General features: G+C 59.6%; 16 protein-coding genes. 9 read left to right on the top strand and 7 right to left on the bottom strand.

Annotated elements, in window-relative coordinates; translation table 11 throughout:
* Window positions 1-79 precede the first annotated feature (79 nt).
* The 5 genes from ASE04_RS21495 (at window position 80) to ASE04_RS21475 (ending at window position 5,112) form a co-directional block, all read left to right on the top strand.
* Window positions 80-997 carry a DMT family transporter gene (locus tag ASE04_RS21495; protein ID WP_056821735.1) on the top strand — a complete coding sequence of 306 codons (918 nt, stop codon included), beginning with the start codon at window positions 80-82 and terminating at the stop codon, window positions 995-997.
* A gap of 60 nt (window positions 998-1,057) precedes the next feature.
* On the top strand, window positions 1,058-1,762 hold the full coding sequence (locus tag ASE04_RS21490; protein WP_056822666.1) for an SDR family oxidoreductase: 705 nt from the start codon (window positions 1,058-1,060) through the stop codon (window positions 1,760-1,762).
* A gap of 155 nt (window positions 1,763-1,917) precedes the next feature.
* Window positions 1,918-2,481, top strand: coding sequence for an alkyl hydroperoxide reductase subunit C (ahpC, locus tag ASE04_RS21485; RefSeq protein WP_056821733.1), 564 nt, complete (start codon window positions 1,918-1,920; stop codon window positions 2,479-2,481).
* 90 nt (window positions 2,482-2,571) lie between these two features.
* Window positions 2,572-4,152, top strand: coding sequence for an alkyl hydroperoxide reductase subunit F (gene ahpF, locus ASE04_RS21480; RefSeq protein ID WP_056821728.1), 1,581 nt, complete (start codon window positions 2,572-2,574; stop codon window positions 4,150-4,152).
* Window positions 4,153-4,167: 15 nt separating this feature from the next.
* Window positions 4,168-5,112: a LysR substrate-binding domain-containing protein gene (locus ASE04_RS21475; RefSeq protein ID WP_056821724.1), complete on the top strand. Its 945-nt coding sequence runs from the start codon at window positions 4,168-4,170 to the stop codon at window positions 5,110-5,112.
* A 10-nt stretch (window positions 5,113-5,122) separates the two neighbouring features.
* On the opposite strand, the gene ASE04_RS21470 is transcribed toward ASE04_RS21475, so the two are convergent.
* Entirely contained in the window at window positions 5,123-5,650 is a 528-nt protein-coding gene (locus ASE04_RS21470) for a hypothetical protein (protein WP_056821723.1), read from the bottom strand.
* A 633-nt stretch (window positions 5,651-6,283) separates the two neighbouring features.
* Here ASE04_RS21470 and ASE04_RS21465 point away from each other — a divergent pair.
* Window positions 6,284-7,123, top strand: a complete 840-nt coding sequence (locus tag ASE04_RS21465; protein WP_056821721.1) for a 2OG-Fe(II) oxygenase — start codon at window positions 6,284-6,286, stop codon at window positions 7,121-7,123.
* Window positions 7,124-7,229: 106 nt separating this feature from the next.
* Here ASE04_RS21465 and ASE04_RS21460 read toward each other — a convergent pair whose 3' ends face one another.
* From ASE04_RS21460 to ASE04_RS21445, 4 genes are all read right to left on the bottom strand, one after another.
* Window positions 7,230-9,026: a PAS domain S-box protein gene (locus tag ASE04_RS21460; protein ID WP_056821719.1), complete on the bottom strand. Its 1,797-nt coding sequence runs from the start codon at window positions 9,024-9,026 to the stop codon at window positions 7,230-7,232.
* Between the two features lie 230 nt (window positions 9,027-9,256).
* A complete protein-coding gene (locus ASE04_RS21455) occupies window positions 9,257-10,294 on the bottom strand; it encodes a quaternary amine ABC transporter ATP-binding protein (protein ID WP_056821717.1) in 1,038 nt (345 codons plus the stop codon).
* On the bottom strand, window positions 10,287-11,174 hold the full coding sequence (locus ASE04_RS21450) for an ABC transporter permease (RefSeq protein WP_056821715.1): 888 nt from the start codon (window positions 11,172-11,174) through the stop codon (window positions 10,287-10,289). Before ASE04_RS21450 ends, ASE04_RS21455 begins: the two co-directional genes overlap by 8 nt.
* Window positions 11,175-11,272: 98 nt before the next feature.
* Window positions 11,273-12,274 (bottom strand): ABC transporter substrate-binding protein, encoded by a 1,002-nt coding sequence (locus ASE04_RS21445; RefSeq protein ID WP_056821713.1) that lies wholly within the window; start codon window positions 12,272-12,274, stop codon window positions 11,273-11,275.
* Window positions 12,275-12,709: 435 nt separating this feature from the next.
* On the opposite strand from ASE04_RS21445, the gene ASE04_RS30310 reads away from it, so the two are divergent.
* Window positions 12,710-12,856 carry a DUF1127 domain-containing protein gene (locus ASE04_RS30310; RefSeq protein ID WP_082597428.1) on the top strand — a complete coding sequence of 49 codons (147 nt, stop codon included), beginning with the start codon at window positions 12,710-12,712 and terminating at the stop codon, window positions 12,854-12,856.
* A 355-nt stretch (window positions 12,857-13,211) separates the two neighbouring features.
* Here the strand turns inward: ASE04_RS30310 and ASE04_RS21435 are convergent, their stop codons facing one another.
* Both ASE04_RS21435 and ASE04_RS21430 read right to left on the bottom strand, forming a co-directional pair.
* Window positions 13,212-13,496, bottom strand: a complete 285-nt coding sequence (locus tag ASE04_RS21435) for a BON domain-containing protein (protein WP_082597427.1) — start codon at window positions 13,494-13,496, stop codon at window positions 13,212-13,214.
* A 334-nt stretch (window positions 13,497-13,830) separates the two neighbouring features.
* The gene (locus ASE04_RS21430) at window positions 13,831-14,853 is read right to left on the bottom strand and encodes an LLM class flavin-dependent oxidoreductase (RefSeq protein ID WP_056821707.1); all 1,023 of its coding nucleotides are present in this window, start codon (window positions 14,851-14,853) and stop codon (window positions 13,831-13,833) included.
* 214 nt (window positions 14,854-15,067) lie between these two features.
* On the opposite strand from ASE04_RS21430, the gene ASE04_RS21425 reads away from it, so the two are divergent.
* Together ASE04_RS21425 and ASE04_RS21420 are read left to right on the top strand one after the other, a co-directional pair.
* Window positions 15,068-15,859, top strand: a complete 792-nt coding sequence (locus tag ASE04_RS21425) for a DeoR/GlpR family DNA-binding transcription regulator (RefSeq protein ID WP_056821704.1) — start codon at window positions 15,068-15,070, stop codon at window positions 15,857-15,859.
* Window positions 15,860-15,892: 33 nt separating this feature from the next.
* Window positions 15,893-16,351, top strand: coding sequence for a YbaK/EbsC family protein (locus ASE04_RS21420; protein WP_056821703.1), 459 nt, complete (start codon window positions 15,893-15,895; stop codon window positions 16,349-16,351).
* The last annotated feature ends 43 nt before the right edge of the window (window positions 16,352-16,394 follow it).

The following is a 16,394-nucleotide window of genomic DNA, read 5'->3' as shown; positions in this document are numbered from 1 at the left end:
GCGTGACTTGACACGCTGAGCGATATCAGCGACGGCCCGGCAGCCGCAGCGCCGCGGCGGCCGACAAAAGGAATCCGACATGCAGCTTCAACCCACGGCATCAGGCGTCAAAAACGCCGTTCTGGTCGGGGTCGTCCTGATGCTGCTTGGAGACCTTCTCTTCGCGCTGAACGATGCCATGGGCAAATGGTTGGTCACGAATTTTTCGCTCGGGCAGGTGCTGCTTATCCGTTCGCTCGGCTGCTTCATCGTACTCGGGCCGCTGCTGGTGAAGCAGGGGCCGGAAAAGCTGTTTCGGGTCGAGCGAAAGGGCCTGCAGGTCCTGCGCGTCCTGTTCGCCACGCTTGATGTTGTCCTCTTCTACGCTGCCGTTGCCTACCTCCCGCTCGCTGACGTCATGACGTTCTACATGGCTGGACCGATCTATGTCGCCGCGCTGTCGCACTTCTTCCTGAACGAGCGTATCGGCTGGCGCCGCTGGCTCGCTGTCCTCTTCGGCTTCTGCGGTGTGGTCATCGCGCTTCGCCCATCTTCGGCGATGCTGTCGTTACCATCGCTTTTCGGCATTATCGGCAGCCTGTCCTTCTCGATGTCCCTGGTGCTCAACCGGCATCTGCGCAACACCAGCGACACGACGCTGGTAACCTGGCAGATGCTGGCCGCGCTTGTCGTCGGCGTCGTCCTGTCGATCGGATCATGGCAGCAGACCACGCCGCTCGAGCTCGGCAGCATGCTGGCGCTCGGCGTCGTCGCATCCTGCGCGCATCTGCTGATCACGCGCTCACTGAAGCTTGCGCCCGCTTCATTGCTGGCGCCGCTGCAATACACCCTGTTGATATGGGCGATTGCATTCGGGTACGCTTTCTTCGGCGACATTCCTGATATGTACGTGATTGTGGGAGGAACGATCATCGTCGTGGCGGGATTGTTCATCTTCCATCGCAAGAACCTGTTGGGGACTGTCCCGACCGAGGCCGTGCCGGTCGATGGTCACTGAGCAGGCTGCCGGTCTGGTAAATTCTTGAAGTCGAACTCCATTGAAGAAGAGGACAGCGATATGCCAACGCAAAAAGTAGCGCTCGTAACAGCTGGTGGGAGCGGAATGGGAGCAGCGGCGGCACGCCGGCTTGCTGCTGATGGTTTCAAGGTTGCCATTCTGTCGTCGTCGGGCAAGGGCGAGGCATTGGCCGCGGAACTTCAGGGCGTCGGTGTCACCGGTTCGAATCAATCGAATGACGACATGCGGCGCCTCGTCGATCTTGCCATGTCGAACTGGGGGCGGATCGATGTCCTCGTCAACAGCGCCGGCCACGGACCGCGGGCGCAGATCATCGAGATCACCGACGAGGATTGGCACAAGGGGCTCGACGTCTACCTGATGAACGTGATCCGGCCGACGCGGCTGGTCACGCCAATCATGCAGGCGCAGAAGTCGGGCGCGATCGTCAATATTTCCACGGCATGGGCGTTCGAGCCCGCCGCGATGTTTCCGACATCCGCCGTCTTCCGGGCGGGCCTTGCTTCCTACACGAAGATATATGCCGACACCTATGCGGCCGATAATATCCGCATGAACAACGTGCTGCCGGGCTGGATCGACAGCCTGCCGGGCACCGAGGAGCGACGCGATTCGGTTCCGATGAGGCGCTATGGAACGAGCGAGGAGATTGCCGCCACCATCGCTTTCCTTGCATCTGAAGGCGCTGGCTACATTACCGGCCAGAACATCCGCGTCGACGGCGGCTTGGGGCGTTCGGTCTAAAGGACCGCTGGCGCCGCATCGTGCTTTTCCGATAGGGATCGATTGATGTTCTCTATCGGAATTTTATAGCTTATCTATTTCATTTATGGCGGACGCCTGTTTATGTTGCGCCGCGAAAGCGATATCTCGCTTCGCAGCAATTCACAGGAGTCCGCATGTCCCTCATCAATACCGCTATCAAGCCCTTCAAGGCCCAGGCTTACAAGCAGGGCAAGTTCGTCGAAGTGACCGACGTCGACACGAAGGGAAAGTGGGCGGTTTTCTTCTTCTATCCCGCTGACTTCACGTTCGTATGCCCGACCGAGCTCGGTGATGTCGCCGACCACTACGCCGAACTTCAGCGTCTCGATGTCGAGGTTTATTCCGTTTCGACGGATACCCATTTCACGCACAAGGCGTGGCACGACAGCTCCGAGACGATCGGCAAGATCCAGTACACCATGATCGGCGACCCGACCGGCACCGTCACGCGCAACTTCAACGTCATGCGCGAAGCCGAAGGCCTTGCTGACCGTGGCACCTTCGTCGTCGATCCCGATGGCGTGATCCAGGCCATGGAAGTGACGGCAGAAGGCGTGGGACGCAACGCCGCCGATCTGCTGCGCAGGATCAAGGCAGCCCAGTATGTCCGCGCGCATCCGGGCGAAGTATGCCCTGCAAAGTGGGAAGAGGGCGAAAAGACGCTCGCTCCCTCGCTACACCTCGTTGGCAAGATCTGATTGATCGGTGAGCCGCTCCCTCGATTGGGGGCGGCTCACGACCGGCCGTGCCGCTTGCGCGGCAGATGAATCTATTTAGCGGAGTGCGCAATGCTCGACGAAAGCCTGAAATCCCAGCTCAAAAGCTATCTGGAACGTGTTGTCCGCCCGATCGAGATCGTGGCATCGCTGGACGACAGCGCAAAATCTCGCGAGTTGTCGGAGCTGCTGAATGCGCTGGTATCACTCTGCGACAAGATCTCGTTGACGGAATTACAAGGCCAGGAAGAGCGTGCGCCATCGTTTGCGCTGACGAGCCCCGGACATGACATAAACCTGCGTTTTGCAGGCATCCCGATGGGACACGAATTCACGTCGCTCGTTCTGGCGCTGCTTCAGGTTGGCGGCCATCCGCCGCGCATCGAACAGGCGATCGCCAATCAGATCAAGGATCTGGACGCCGACCTGACGTTCGAAACCTATTTCTCGCTGTCTTGCCAGAACTGCCCGGATGTCGTTCAAGCTTTGAACCTGATGGCCGTGTTGAACCCGCGGATCAAGCATGTCGCCATCGACGGAGCGCTCTTCCCGAAAGAGGTCGAGAGCCGCCAGATCATGTCGGTACCCACGGTCTATCTCAATGGTCAGGTCTTCGGGCAGGGCCGCATGGAGATCGAGGAAATCGTTTCCAAGCTGGACACGAATGCCGCCGCACGCGCCGCCGAGCGCCTCAACGATCGCGCACCCTATGACGTTCTCGTGGTCGGCGGTGGCCCTGCCGGCGCGGCTGCTGCAATCTACGCGGCCCGAAAGGGAATCCGGACAGGCGTGGCTGCGGAGCGCTTCGGCGGACAGGTGCTGGATACCATGTCCATCGAGAACTTCATTTCGGTTCGCCATACAGAGGGACCGCACTTCGCCGCGGCCCTGGAAGAACACGTTCGGGACTATGACGTCGACATCATGAACCTGCAGCGCGCGCGCAAGCTGGTTACAGGTAAGGGTCTTGTGTCGGTGGAGCTCGAGAACGGCGCTGCTCTCCGATCGAAGACCGTCATCATCGCGACGGGCGCGCGCTGGCGGCAGATGGGTGTGCCGGGCGAGGACAACTATCGCAACAAGGGCGTTGCTTACTGCCCGCATTGCGACGGCCCGCTTTTCAAGGGCAAGCGCGTTGCAGTCATCGGGGGCGGTAATTCCGGCGTTGAGGCTGCGATCGATCTCGCCAATATCGTTCAGCATGTGACTTTGATCGAATTCGATTCCAAGCTGCGGGCCGACGAGGTGCTGCAGCGCAAGCTTGAAAGCCTGCCCAATGTCGACGTTCTGCTCTCGGCCAAGACAACCGAAGTGCTGGGCGATGGCCAGAAGGTGACCGGTCTCGCCTATGACAACCGCATCGCGGGGCAGCGGCACACGCTCGCTCTCGAAGGCATCTTCGTTCAGATCGGCCTCCTGCCCAATACCGAGTGGCTGAAGGGCACTATCGACCTCTCTCCCCGGGGCGAGATTGTCGTCGATCATCACGGCCAGACATCGGCCCCCGGCGTCTTTGCCGCCGGTGACTGCACGACGGTGCCTTACAAGCAGATCGTGATTGCCTTGGGTGAAGGCGCGAAAGCGTCTCTCGGTGCCTTCGACTATCTGATCCGTCATGCCGATACGGCAGCGGATGCGGTCAAGGCCGCGTAACGTCAGCGATAGCGAATGACACTTCGAGAGCTTGAATATCTGATCGCCCTGGCGGAGCACCGGCACTTTGGCAAGGCGGCGGAAGCTTGCCTTGTTACGCAGCCGACGCTCTCGACGCAGATACGCAAGCTCGAGGAGGCGCTGGGGGCGCCGTTGATCGAACGCACACCCCGTGCGGTGATGCTGACGCCCTTCGGGCAGGATGCGGTCGAACGGGCTCGCCGCATCATGGCCGAGATCGGCGAGATGAAGGCCGCGGCCCTACGCAGCCAGAATCCGGGCTCTGGAACTTTGAGGCTCGGGATTTTCCCGACGCTTGGGCCGTATCTCCTGCCGCATGTCGTTCCGAGATTGCGAGCGGCTTTCCCGTATCTTGAAACTCTGCTGACGGAGGAGAAGAGCGACAGCCTGTTGATGCGGCTGCGTGACGGAACACTGGATGCCGCAATTCTTGCTCTTCCCGTCAATGACGAGCGGCTGAAGTCCGAGCCGCTTTTCGCGGAACGGTTTCTGCTGGCCGTGCCGGCCGGACACCATCTTGCAAACCGTGCCCACCTGTCCCTGGACGAGCTTCGAGGGCTTGACCTGATGCTGCTGGAAGATGGCCACTGCCTGCGCGATCAGGCACTTGATGTCTGCCGGCTGTCAGGCGCAACCGAACGTGCATCCTTCCGCGCCACCAGCCTGGAAACCTTGCGCCAGATGGTCAGCGCCGACGTCGGAATTACCCTGCTGCCCGAACTGGCCACGCTTTATCCGGTTCGCGGGAACATTCGTCTTCTGCATTTCGACGATGTTTCGCCGAGCCGCCAGCTGGCGCTTTTCTGGCGAAGCGGCTCGGCAATGGGAAGCTTCCTTAAGGATATCGCGGCGCTTGTGCGCGAGGTGGCGCAGCACCAGCTCGCGGAAGCGCCCGATGGCCAGACCATGACGCTGCTTCGTGCGGGCGGCGCCGGCTGAAATCTATCGGTTACTTCCACTCCCAAAGGACGGCCGACGAATAGGGGCGTTGCTGCACGAGAAGCGTTGGATCCTCCATGCTGTCCTCGTAAGCGGTGGAATCGGCCTCGCCGTTGAGCCCAATGAACAGCATCTTCATCGACGCTGACCACTCACTTCCTTTTTTCCGATAGGAAAGATGCACCGCACAGCTCGGATACTGCCACTTGCGCGTCAGTCGCTCGGCGAAGGCCTCCTCGTTCAGCCCGTCGGTTCGACCGGTCGCGGCGAAAAATTCGCCAAGGCCGAGGAAGCCGGAGAAAAGCTTGTATGCCGTTTCCTGCTGCATCTGGACGCCCTGACCCGTTGAGGTGTCCCGGCGATAGAAGAGACTGTCGGTTACGCCGCGCTGCTTCTTCAGCGAGTAGCTGATCAGGTTCTGCTTGGCGAGAAGCTCCATCGACAACTCGTAAGTCTGAAACCGCTCCGGTTCGGCATGAAGCGCCTCGATGCGTGATTTCAGATCCATAACATATTCACGATAACGCGCCGCAGCCATGCTCGATGTCCTTTTTGATTGGCGCCTCCTAGCAGAAAAGGATCCGTTTTCCAAAGCCGCCGTCAGGATCCGCACGATCATTCTCCTATTTCGCCTGTGGAAGGTCGTTCACTGCGGAAAATAGGGCGAAGTCGACATCCAGCTACGCGCTACGCGCATAACGCATAGCTGCCTTGCAGGTTCGTGCCTATCATTTGGGCGAAAATCCTGTATTCTCCTTTTCATCGAAGCGCTGCACCTCTTCCCGCAGCCCTTCGTATTCGCAAGCGCTCTACTCCTCCTCCCAAGGGCGCCTGTGGGAACAGCAGCACTCCTCCTCCCAGCTGCTGTTCGATTATTTTTCGAAAGCCTGCCGCACCTCCTCCCGCGGCAGGCTTTTTCGTTTCTGGCGATAGCCTTCAAACGGGTTGAGCGCCCCTTCCGGGCGTAGCCCGGCTCCTCGAATGATGCTTTTCTAAAAATTCGGTGTCTTCGGAAGAGTCGTTGTTGGTCGATCCGGTCGTGCGATTTGGCGCTGCACTTTCGTCGCCGCCTAGATCGAAAGGTGTATTTTTCATCCCAATTGCCGCCTAGCGGCACCATTTACAAGATTCACGATTTTGCCACAATCTCGATGCGCCAGTGGAGGGAACGATGGCAAATCCAGCATATCCAATGAATGCCGAGACTTTGTTGATCGATACGGACGCCGCGCGTGCCGCGGCGAAATCCTATTCGGAGGCCTACCAGCACAACGAGCCCTATCCGCATGTCTGCATCGACAACTTCCTGCCGCCGGATATTCTCGAAAAGGTGCTTAGCGATCTTTCCTCGCTGCCGGCTGCCGAGAGCAGCTTCGCGCGTGCGCAGGAGAACAAGAAGACATCGTACCTGCCGGAGCGGCTTCCGAGCTATACCAGGAACCTGTTTTACGCCCTCAACTCGCGACCGTTCCTGCTTTTCCTCGAAGACCTCACCGGCATCGAAGGGTTGATCCCGGATCCGTTCTTCTTCGGCGCCGGCATCCACGAGGTCGCGAATGGTGGCCATCTCGATATCCACGCGGACTTCAACCTTCATTCGAAAATGAAGCTCGAGCGCCGGATCAACGTGCTGATCTATCTCAACAAGGATTGGCGCGAAGAGTGGGGCGGCTCGTTCGAAGTCTGGGACAAGGAGATGAAGGGGAAGGTGAAGGGTTTCGTGCCGCTCTTCAACCGCATGGTGGCTTTCTCGACGACATCGGAGTCCTTCCACGGCAACCCAACCGTCGTTGCCCAGCCGGATGAGCGCTCAAGATTCTCCATCGCGCTGTACTACTACACGGCGACCTGGGATGACACGCGGAAATCGCATTCGACGCTGTTCAAGCCGCGCCCGAACTCCAAGGACAAGCGGGACTATGCCGAGCAGCGGCGTGAGTTGCTGAAAGAATTCACACCACCGATGCTATTCCGCAAGATCATCGGCCCGTTGAGCCGGCTGGGCTTCTGACGCCGTCTCGCGGGTATTGAGCCGAAACTATGGAATGCCAGCGCGGCCCTCGGCAGTGCTGGCATTGCGTTTTTCTGCCGGGGCGTTGAGCGTGGCCGCGAGACGTCTATGTGAGCGCGCCTGCGTCGTATTCCCAGGCATCCGTCATCTCGGCATCCACCTCGCACAAGACGCCATCCGGATCGTAGATTATCGAGACCTTGCCGCCCAGTTCGGCTGCCAAAAGGCTTTCAATCAGGCGCGAGCCGAAGCCGCGCTTCGAGGGAGGTTCCACCTTCGGACCGCCTGACTCCTGCCAGCGCAGACGAAGCCTCGCTGCGTCGCCGGGTTCTATCCACCACGACAGCACGACGCGGCCGGTCGGGACCGAAAGCGCTCCGTACTTGGCCGCATTCGTCGCCAGTTCGTGAAGCGCGAGCGAGATCGAAACGACGGCGCGCGGAGCGACCTGCAAATGCGGTCCGGATATTTGGAAGCGCTCGGCCGAATAGGGTGACACTGATTGCTCGACGACGGCTGCAAGCGCCGTGCGCTCCCAGCTACCGTGGGTCAACAGATCATGGGCGCGAGACATCGATGCCAGGCGCGCTTCGAATGCATCGACGCCGGTGCGATAGGCTTCGTCCCTTCCGAAAGTCTGGCGGGCGATTGCCATCACAGTCGCAAGCACGTTCTTGACGCGATGATTGAGCTCGCCCACGAGCACGGCCTGAAGCCGATCGGCTTCCTTGCGTGCACTGATATCGTGGGCAATCTTCGAGGCGCCGACGATCCGCCCGTAGACATCATAGATTGGGGATACGCTGAGCAGGACATCAACCTGGCTGCCGCCCCGCCGCCGCCGCTTGGTTTCGTATGCCTCGACCTTCCGCCCGGCGCTGACCTCCCGGATGATCGCAGGCTCTTCGTCGAGACGGTCGTCCGGCACAAGCATCAGGACCGAGCGGCCGATCATCTCATCGGCTCGATAGCCATAGAGTTTCTCGGCGCCGATGTTCCAACTGGTGACGTTCATATTGAGATCGGTACCGAGGATGGCGTCGTCCGAGGACGCGATGATGGCTGCCAGCCGGCGCTCCACTTCCTGGGCGCGCTTTCGCTCGGTGATATCGATGATAACAGCCGTCGCCTGACGTATCTCTCCGCCACTGTCGCGCAGGGCCGACACGGAGTTGGACACCCAAACAAGGCTCCCGTCCTTGCGGACGTAGCGCTTCTCGATTTCGAAGCTCTGTCCGGTTGTCACCATCTGCTCCAGCAGGCGAGCGTTTTCCTCCAAATCCTCCGCCAGCGTGAGATCCTGTATGTGCATCGTCAGCAGTTCGGCCTCGGTGTAACCGACGATCTCGGAGAGGCGGCGATTGGCAAGAAGAATGCGTCCGTCGAGATCCAGTTGGCCGATTCCGGCCGCCGTCTGCGAGAAGATCGCGCGAAGCTGCTCTTCGCTCTCTCGCAAAGCCTTCTCTGAGCGGATTCGCTCGCTGGTTTCGTTGACGATGCAGAAGACGCCGAGTGGTTTTCCTGTGTCATCGCGCACGGGAGAATAGGATATGTCGAAATAGACGGTCTCGGGATATCCATGCCGTTCGATGTAGAAAGGGCGATCCTTGGCCGCGACGGTTTCGCCCTCATCGAGGACGCGCCGCAGCAATGGCTCCAGATCGCTCCACAACTCGCCCCAGTTTTCCCTTGCCGGGCGGCCGAGCGCCTGCGGATGCTTGCCGCCGATCGTCGGCTTGTAGGCGTCATTGTAAAGAGCAGTGAAGTCCTCGCCCCAGAACATCACGATCTGGGCATCGGCCGACAGCATGATGTCGACCGCCACCTTCAGGCAGTCCGGCCAATTCTCTTTCGGGCCTAGGCTGGTGTCAGCCCAGTCGCGGTCGCGGAACGCATCTGCCATCTCGCTCGACCCGTCACTATTCGGCAAAGAGTCCGCCCTCCCGTAATTGTCCTTGGCAATTCAACGGTCTGCAGGCTTTTCGTCAATAGTAATCTTCAAGGAAAACGGCGCACGCTTGTTCGGCCGGCCGAGTTGTCTCCGACATGATGAATCCCGAAACAACCATGGGTCATCCAATAAGAGGCCTGCGCCGTTTCAGCCAACGGCGCAGGCTATCGCGTGAATTGCGCCTAGTGTGGCGCCACGACGGCGCTCGCCAGGCGTTGCAGGTTGAGAAGACCGATCGGTTTGCCACTCTGGTCGATGACGGCGACGTCGACTGCCGGTGTCTTGGCCAAGACGCGGATCGCATCTTCGATGGTCGTTCCGCACGCAACGGTTGTTCCGTTCACCTGGAACCCGGGCGTCATCGGCGCCATGACGGCATCTACCTGGATGACGCGACCGCGGTTCACCTCGCGAACGAAATTCGCGATGTACTCGTCCGCTGGGCGAAGCACGATGTCCTGGCTCGTGCCTTGCTGGATGATCTCGCCGTCTCGGAGGATGGCGATCTGGTCTCCCAACCGAAGCGCCTCATCGAGGTCGTGGGTGATGAAGACGATGGTTTTCTTGATCTCCTTCTGGAGGTCGAGAAGAACCGTCTGCATGTCCATGCGGATCAATGGATCGAGCGCTGAGTAGGCCTCGTCCATCAGAAGCACGGGAGCGTCGTTGGAGAGAGCGCGAGCCAGACCGACGCGCTGCTGCATGCCTCCGGACAACTGGTTCGGATACTTCTTTTCAAAGCCCTTGAGGCCGACGCGTTCGATCCAGTTCATCGCGATGTCGACGCTCTTCGACCTCGGAACGCCCTGGACCTCGAGGCCGTAGACGGTGTTGTCGAGGACGTTGCGATGCGGCAATAGCGCGAACTTCTGGAACACCATGGCGGTCTGGTGACGACGGAAGGTGCGAAGTTCCGTCGGGTTCATCTTGACGACATCCTCACCGCCCATCAGCACCTCGCCGGCGGTCGGGTCGATCAGCCTGTTGATGTGGCGAATCAGCGTCGACTTGCCGGAACCCGAAAGGCCCATGATGACCTGGATGCAGCCGGCGGGCATGTCGATGTTGATGTTCTTGAGGCCAAGGATAAGCCCGGCCTTGGCGTTCAGTTCAGCCTTCGTCATGCCGTTCTTCACAGCCTCGACGTAGGCCTGGGCGTTGGGCCCAAAGATCTTGTAGAGATTGCGAACTCTGATGCCATCGAATGCCGGATTAGCCATGAACGATCTCCCGATGCTTCTGGAGTCGCTGTCCGTATGCCTGGCTGACCCGATCGAAAATGATGGCAATGCCGACGATGGCAAGACCGTTGAAGATACCAAGTGTGAAATACTGGTTGGCGATCGCCTTGAGGACGGGTTGGCCGAGGCCCTGGACGCCGATCATCGAGGCCACGACGACCATCGCCAGCGCCATCATGATCGTCTGGTTTATGCCGGCCATGATCGTCGGCAGTGCCAGCGGTAGCTGCACATTCTTCAGCTTCTGCCAGTTCGAGGAGCCGAACGCATCGGCGGCTTCGAGAACGTCCTTGTCGACCAGTCGGATTCCCAGGTTGGTCAGGCGGATCATCGGCGGGATGGCGTAGATGACGACGGCGATCAAGCCCGGGACCTTGCCGATACCGAGCAGCATGACGACCGGAATCAGGTAGACGAAGCTCGGCATGGTCTGCATCACGTCGAGGAGCGGATTGACGACGCGCTGAAAGCGATCCGAGCGGGACATCAGGATGCCGATCGGGATGCCGATGGCAATCGACAGGAGGGTACAGACGAAGATCATGGAGATCGTCCGCATGGTGTCGTCCCACATGTCGAAATAGCCGATCGCCAGCAGCGTGAAAAGACAGCCCAGAACGACCTTGATGCTCCGGCTCGCAGCCCAGGCGATGGCCATAATGATCAGCGTGATGATCGGCCAGGGCGTCTGCGTCATGAAACGCTCCGAGGCGATCAGAAATTTCTGCAGCGGCGAAAAAAAGGCTTCGATGCCATCGCCGTACGTGCGCGTGAAAGCGCGAAAGCCATCGTCAATGGCCTTCTTGAGATTCCGAAGGGAATCGTCGTCCATGTGCGGGAATTTGTATAGCCATTCCATCCGGTTCCCCTTTATTTTTATAAGAAGCCGAGATCGTGCGATTATATATCTTTTCGGCGATCAGTGCGGCGCGTTTTCACGCGCCGCAACCGCTTCGATCAAAGCGAAGCCTTGATCTTTTCTGCCGCTTGCGGGGAGACCCACTTCGACCATACGTCGGCGCTATCCTTGAGGAAGTGCTTCGCACCTTCCTCGCCGCTTGCCTGGTTTTCCGTCATCCACGCCATCAGCTTGTTGACAGTCTCGTTGCTCCAGGAGCGGTTGTTGAGGTAGCCCATGACGTCGGGGCCGGCTTTCTCGGAAAACGGCTTCGCGACCAGGGTCACGACGTGGTCGACCGGCCAAGCATTCGGTTTCGGATCAGGGCAATCGGCGACGGTGTTGCAGCGCTTCCATTCGGCAGCGTCCGCCGGAACGCCGGCTTCGAGCTTCACCATCTCGTACTTGCCGAGCAATGCGGTCGGAGACCAGTAGTAGCCCACCCATCCCTTCTTGCGTTCATAGGCCTTGGCAACAGAGCCATCGAGGCCAGCGGCCGAACCCGTATCGACGAGCGTGAAGCCTGCCTTCTCAGCATCGAATGCCTTATAGAGCTGCGCCGTCACGACGGTGCCGCCCCAGCCCTGCGGGCCGTTGTAGATCGCGCCCTTGCTGGAATCTTCCGCATCGGGGAACAGTTCCGGATGCTTCAGGACATCACCGATCGACTTGATGTCGGGATGCTCGTCTGCAACGTATTTAGGAATCCACCAACCCTGAACGCCGCCGTCGGGAAGGGCGGTGGCAGCCTGGACGAGTTTGCCCTCATCGACGCCGCGCTTGACCACATCCGGAAGAAGATCAATCCAGGCTTCGGGAGCAATGTCGGGCTGGCCCTTTTCCGCCATGGAGGTGATCGTCGGAACGGTATCGCCGACCGTGATCTCTGCCTGGCAACCATAGCCTTCGTTGAGGATGATCTTGTCGATGTTGGAGAGAACTTCCGCACTCTGCCAGTTCATGCTGGCGATGGTGACGGTGCCGCACTCGGCGGCGTTGGCAACGGAGATGCCTCCCAGTAGACTGAACATGAGGCATGTGGATGCAAGCAACTTATTCATTCTGGTTCCCTTTTTCTTAGCGGCGAGATGTCCGAGAGCCCACATGCCGCGTGCGCGGGCTCCAGTATCTGCATCAGGTTCTCCCACTCATCCTGATTGATTTCTCCCATGCGATCGTCAGCCAATGGCAAACTGCGCCGCGGTTTTTCGTCATTTTCTACTGCCTCGATAGCAGCTGCTACAGAGCCCGGGTATTCAAGTAACGACTTAACCATGCCTATGGGGGACTGTCTCGCTTTTTCCGGCATTTGAGAGCAAACGGCAGCCGCTGACCCGTCCAGGACGTGGACGTCGTCATGCATCCTGCGCATAGGTGGCGTGATTACTTGCGTCTGTTAGACGGTCGGGATTGCGCCTATATGAGCGTCATCGAAGCAAACAAAGCGCCACGGACTGGCAGCTGAGCTTCGAAAGCCCACGGAAAGGGGATTTAACATGAACGTAGCACGCTCTTTCAACAATTGGCGCAAGTACCGTCAGACGGTCTCCGAGCTGGGCCGCATGACCACACGCGAACTTCACGATCTTGGTATCGCCCGCGCTGATATCGCTAGCGTCGCACGGGCAGCTATCGCCCGCTAAGTTCAGCCGAACGGTATCGGCTCTGTTGTCGGCGTCCGCAAAGCGGGCGCCTTTTTTGTTTCGTACGAGCGTCCCGGCAATCGCATAGCGCATGGCTGCCTTGCAAATTTCTGCCTACGAATTGAGCGCCGATCGTGTTTTGTAACAAACATCGAAGCGATGCACCTCCTCCCGTGTCGCTTCGCAGCGCAAGAGACCTACTCCTCCTCCCAAGGTCTTTTGCTGAACAGCAACACTCCTCCTCCCGTTGCTGTTCGACCATTCAAAGAAAGCCTGCCGCACCTCCTCCCGCGGCAGGCTTTTTTGCTTTTAACGTCTGACCTGCATCATCAACCGGTAGGGTAGCGGTATCAGGTTAGTGCGGATCGCGGATGGAGCCTCGGCAGATCAATCGGTTGTGAACATAAGCGGGCCCAACGACAGCGGCCGCGACGTCCACCGCTAGCCCGTCGTCGCCGCGGCAACGCACAAAGCCTTCAAGAACAACGAAATCGCCAAGAATCGAGACGATGATCTGGGTGCTGTCAAAAGCAGCCGCCGCCTCCAGGGCACTGCGTACCGCGGCTTTGGTCGCCGCCGAGCAATGGCCCGCTTCGGCGCTGTTTCTGGATTGTTCGTAACCATCGAAACGCATTACCATCTTCGCCTCCTCGTTGCGTATGGCGTTGCCGGATGGTGCTGTCGGCGCCTTCGGGCTTCGCGACTGTCTGATATACCAATGCGCAGGCAGCGCTTTCGATCCATCCGACCATCGTCATCAGAGAGATCCCGCTCGCGTTTTTCGGCGGACGGCCTGCATCGGGGCCACTTCTTGGCCCAAGAGGCTGATCTTAGACGTGTTGGCAAGGTGCCGAAATTAACTTTGACATGGCGTGTTCGTTCCCATGTGGCCATGAACGAAACAGTGGCGCGGATCGGGGAAGCGGCCCGCCGAAACGGCGAGCCAAGCGAGCGGCCGGTCGCTGCGGCGGGGGTTATCGCCAGCCGAGCGCTGGAGCGACATGCGTCAGGATGGATTCCATGACATGGGCGTTGTAGGCGACGCCGAGCTGATTGGGCACGGTCAGGAGCAGGGTGTCTGCTTCCGCAATCGCCTCGTCCTCGGCAAGCTGACGGATAAGAGCATCGGGCTCCGCCGCGTAACTGCGGCCAAAAATCGCCCGGGTGTTCTCGTCGATGAAGCCGATCGTATCGGCCTCCTTGTTGCCATGGCCGAAGTAGGCGCGGTCTCGATCGCTGACGAGCGCGAAGATGCTGCGGCTGACAGACACGCGCGGCGCTCGCTGATGGCCGGCAGCCTTCCACGCTTCCCGATAGGCGCGGATCTGCTCGGCCTGCTGAACATGGAAGGGAAGTCCGTTCTCATCGTCCTTCAAGGTGGAGCTCTGCAGGTTCATGCCGTGCTCGGCTGCCCACACGGCCGTCGCGTTGGAACTCGAACCCCACCAGATGCGCTCGCGCAGCCCTTCCGAATGCGGCTCCAGACGAAGAGCTCCGGGCGGATTGGGAAACATCGGCCGCGGATTCGGCTGTGCGAATCCTTCGCCTTTCAGGACGTCGAGAAAGACCTCGGTATGGTGCCGCGCCATGTCGGACGCATCCGTTCCCTCGGCGGGCTGGTAGCCGAAGTAGCGCCAGCCGTCGATCACCTGTTCGGGCGAGCCGCGGCTGATGCCGAGCTGAAGCCGTCCACCCGCGATAAGGTCCGCGGAACCGGCGTCCTCGGCCATGTAGACCGGGTTTTCGTAGCGCATGTCGATGACCGCAGTGCCGATCTCGATCCTGCTGGTCTTGGCGCCGACAGCCGCAAGGAGAGGGAAGGGCGAAGCCAACTGGCGCGCAAAATGGTGGACCCGGAAATAGGCGCCATCCGCGCCAAGCTCTTCGGCGGCGACGGCAAGATCGATGGACTGGAGGAGAGCATCAGAAGCGGAGCGTGTCTCGGACTGGGGCGAAGGCGTCCAATGCCCGAAGGAGAGAAAGCCGATCTTTTTCATCAATGATTACCTTGCCAAGAGATGCTCGAACACAGTCCAGCGGGATGGAGCGTGCTACAGATGGCGAGACCCTATAGCGCGGTGAACATCGACGCGAGGAGTTTCTGGCTGCGGCTACCACCTCACGGAAATGACCGGCTTTGCTAGCACTTGCAGCCTCTGATATGCATGTCTCCCGAACAGGGGCACGCAAGACCGGAAAGGGCTGTTGGAAATGTTCCTCAGCGATCGCCAAACCGAAATCGTCGATATGGCCAAGGCAAGCGGACGCGTTTTCGTCGAAGACTTGGCGGCTCATTTTTCGGTCACGCCGCAAACCATCCGAAAGGATCTGAACGACCTCTGCGACGCGCAGGTGCTGACGCGTGTTCACGGCGGGGCGCTGTTTCCGAGCGGTACCGAGAATGTGAAGTACGAGGCACGCCGGCAGATCGCCGCTGACGAGAAGCAGTCGATCGGCCTGGCTGCCGCGGCTCTCATCCCGAACAACGCTTCGCTGTTCATCAACATCGGCACCACGACGGAGGCGGTCGGCGAGGCGCTGATCAATCACCGCGAACTGATGGTCATCACCAACAATATCAACGTCGCCAACCGGCTGCGGCTTCTCCCCTCGATGGAGGTGGTGATCGCGGGCGGCGTGGTTCGTGCGTCCGATGGCGGTATCGTTGGCGAGGCCGCCGTCGATTTCATTCGTCAGTTCAAGGTCGACTATGCCGTGATCGGTGCGTCAGCGATCGACCAGGACGGCGCGCTGCTCGACTATGACTTTCGCGAGGTGAAGGTGGCTCAGGCCATCATCGCCAATGCACGCCATGTCATCCTCGTCGCGGACTCGACCAAATTCGAGCGCACCGCCCCGGTCAGGATCGCGCAACTGTCGCAGGTGAATACCTTCATCACCGATCATTGCGAGATCGATTCCATCCAGGATCTCTGTCGGGAAAACGGTGTGCGGCTGATCGAGACTGACAGGCGCTTGCAATCCATGCAATCGGCCGAATAAGATTTCCCTTCAACGATTTTGCGATCCTTTGCCATGAGCCTTGAAACAGTCCGCGCTTTCTTCAGCGCAAACGCCCCCGATATCGAGATCATCGAAACCTTCGAAAGTTCGTCGACCGTAGCGCTTGCCGCTGAGGCGCACGGGGTTGATCCCTCGCAGATCGCCAAGACCATTTGCCTGAGGGTCGGCGATGAACCGATCCTCGTCGTTGCGGGCGGTCTTGCGCGGCTCGATAACCGGAAGTTCAAGGACGCCTTTGGCGCGAAAGGACGCATGCTCCAGGCCGAGGAAGTCGTCGCGGTGACCAGCCATCCGGTGGGCGGCGTTTGCCCCTTCGGGCTGCCGACGCCTTTACCTGTTTATTGCGATGTGTCGTTGCGCCGTTTCGATGTCGTCGTACCCGCGGCAGGATCCACCAATTCGGCGGTGCGTATCGCGACCGAACGGCTGGCCGAACTCACCAACGCAACCTGGGTGGACGTCTGCCAATAAGCAAAACTCGCTTTCTGCTTCAAACGGCAAAAATCCTACCTAT

It is taken from the genome of Rhizobium sp. Root708 (genome assembly GCF_001429725.1).
Classification (GTDB): domain Bacteria; phylum Pseudomonadota; class Alphaproteobacteria; order Rhizobiales; family Rhizobiaceae; genus Rhizobium.
The sequence above is the reverse complement of the archived record's forward strand: the minus strand, read 5'-3'. Positions and strand labels throughout refer to the sequence as shown.

Excerpts from the sequence above, each read along its gene's own strand:
- ASE04_RS21495 (WP_056821735.1), top strand. The coding sequence starts at position 80 with ATGCAGCTTCAACCCACGGCATCAGGCGTCAAAAACGCCGTTCTGGTC.
- ASE04_RS21490 (WP_056822666.1), top strand. The coding sequence starts at position 1,058 with ATGCCAACGCAAAAAGTAGCGCTCGTAACAGCTGGTGGGAGCGGAATG.
- ahpC (WP_056821733.1), top strand. The coding sequence starts at position 1,918 with ATGTCCCTCATCAATACCGCTATCAAGCCCTTCAAGGCCCAGGCTTAC.
- ahpF (WP_056821728.1), top strand. The coding sequence starts at position 2,572 with ATGCTCGACGAAAGCCTGAAATCCCAGCTCAAAAGCTATCTGGAACGT.
- ASE04_RS21475 (WP_056821724.1), top strand. The coding sequence starts at position 4,168 with ATGACACTTCGAGAGCTTGAATATCTGATCGCCCTGGCGGAGCACCGG.
- ASE04_RS21470 (WP_056821723.1), bottom strand. The coding sequence starts at position 5,650 with ATGGCTGCGGCGCGTTATCGTGAATATGTTATGGATCTGAAATCACGC.
- ASE04_RS21465 (WP_056821721.1), top strand. The coding sequence starts at position 6,284 with ATGGCAAATCCAGCATATCCAATGAATGCCGAGACTTTGTTGATCGAT.
- ASE04_RS21460 (WP_056821719.1), bottom strand. The coding sequence starts at position 9,026 with ATGGCAGATGCGTTCCGCGACCGCGACTGGGCTGACACCAGCCTAGGC.
- ASE04_RS21455 (WP_056821717.1), bottom strand. The coding sequence starts at position 10,294 with ATGGCTAATCCGGCATTCGATGGCATCAGAGTTCGCAATCTCTACAAG.
- ASE04_RS21450 (WP_056821715.1), bottom strand. The coding sequence starts at position 11,174 with ATGGAATGGCTATACAAATTCCCGCACATGGACGACGATTCCCTTCGG.
- ASE04_RS21445 (WP_056821713.1), bottom strand. The coding sequence starts at position 12,274 with ATGAATAAGTTGCTTGCATCCACATGCCTCATGTTCAGTCTACTGGGA.
- ASE04_RS30310 (WP_082597428.1), top strand. The coding sequence starts at position 12,710 with ATGAACGTAGCACGCTCTTTCAACAATTGGCGCAAGTACCGTCAGACG.
- ASE04_RS21435 (WP_082597427.1), bottom strand. The coding sequence starts at position 13,496 with ATGGTAATGCGTTTCGATGGTTACGAACAATCCAGAAACAGCGCCGAA.
- ASE04_RS21430 (WP_056821707.1), bottom strand. The coding sequence starts at position 14,853 with ATGAAAAAGATCGGCTTTCTCTCCTTCGGGCATTGGACGCCTTCGCCC.
- ASE04_RS21425 (WP_056821704.1), top strand. The coding sequence starts at position 15,068 with ATGTTCCTCAGCGATCGCCAAACCGAAATCGTCGATATGGCCAAGGCA.
- ASE04_RS21420 (WP_056821703.1), top strand. The coding sequence starts at position 15,893 with ATGAGCCTTGAAACAGTCCGCGCTTTCTTCAGCGCAAACGCCCCCGAT.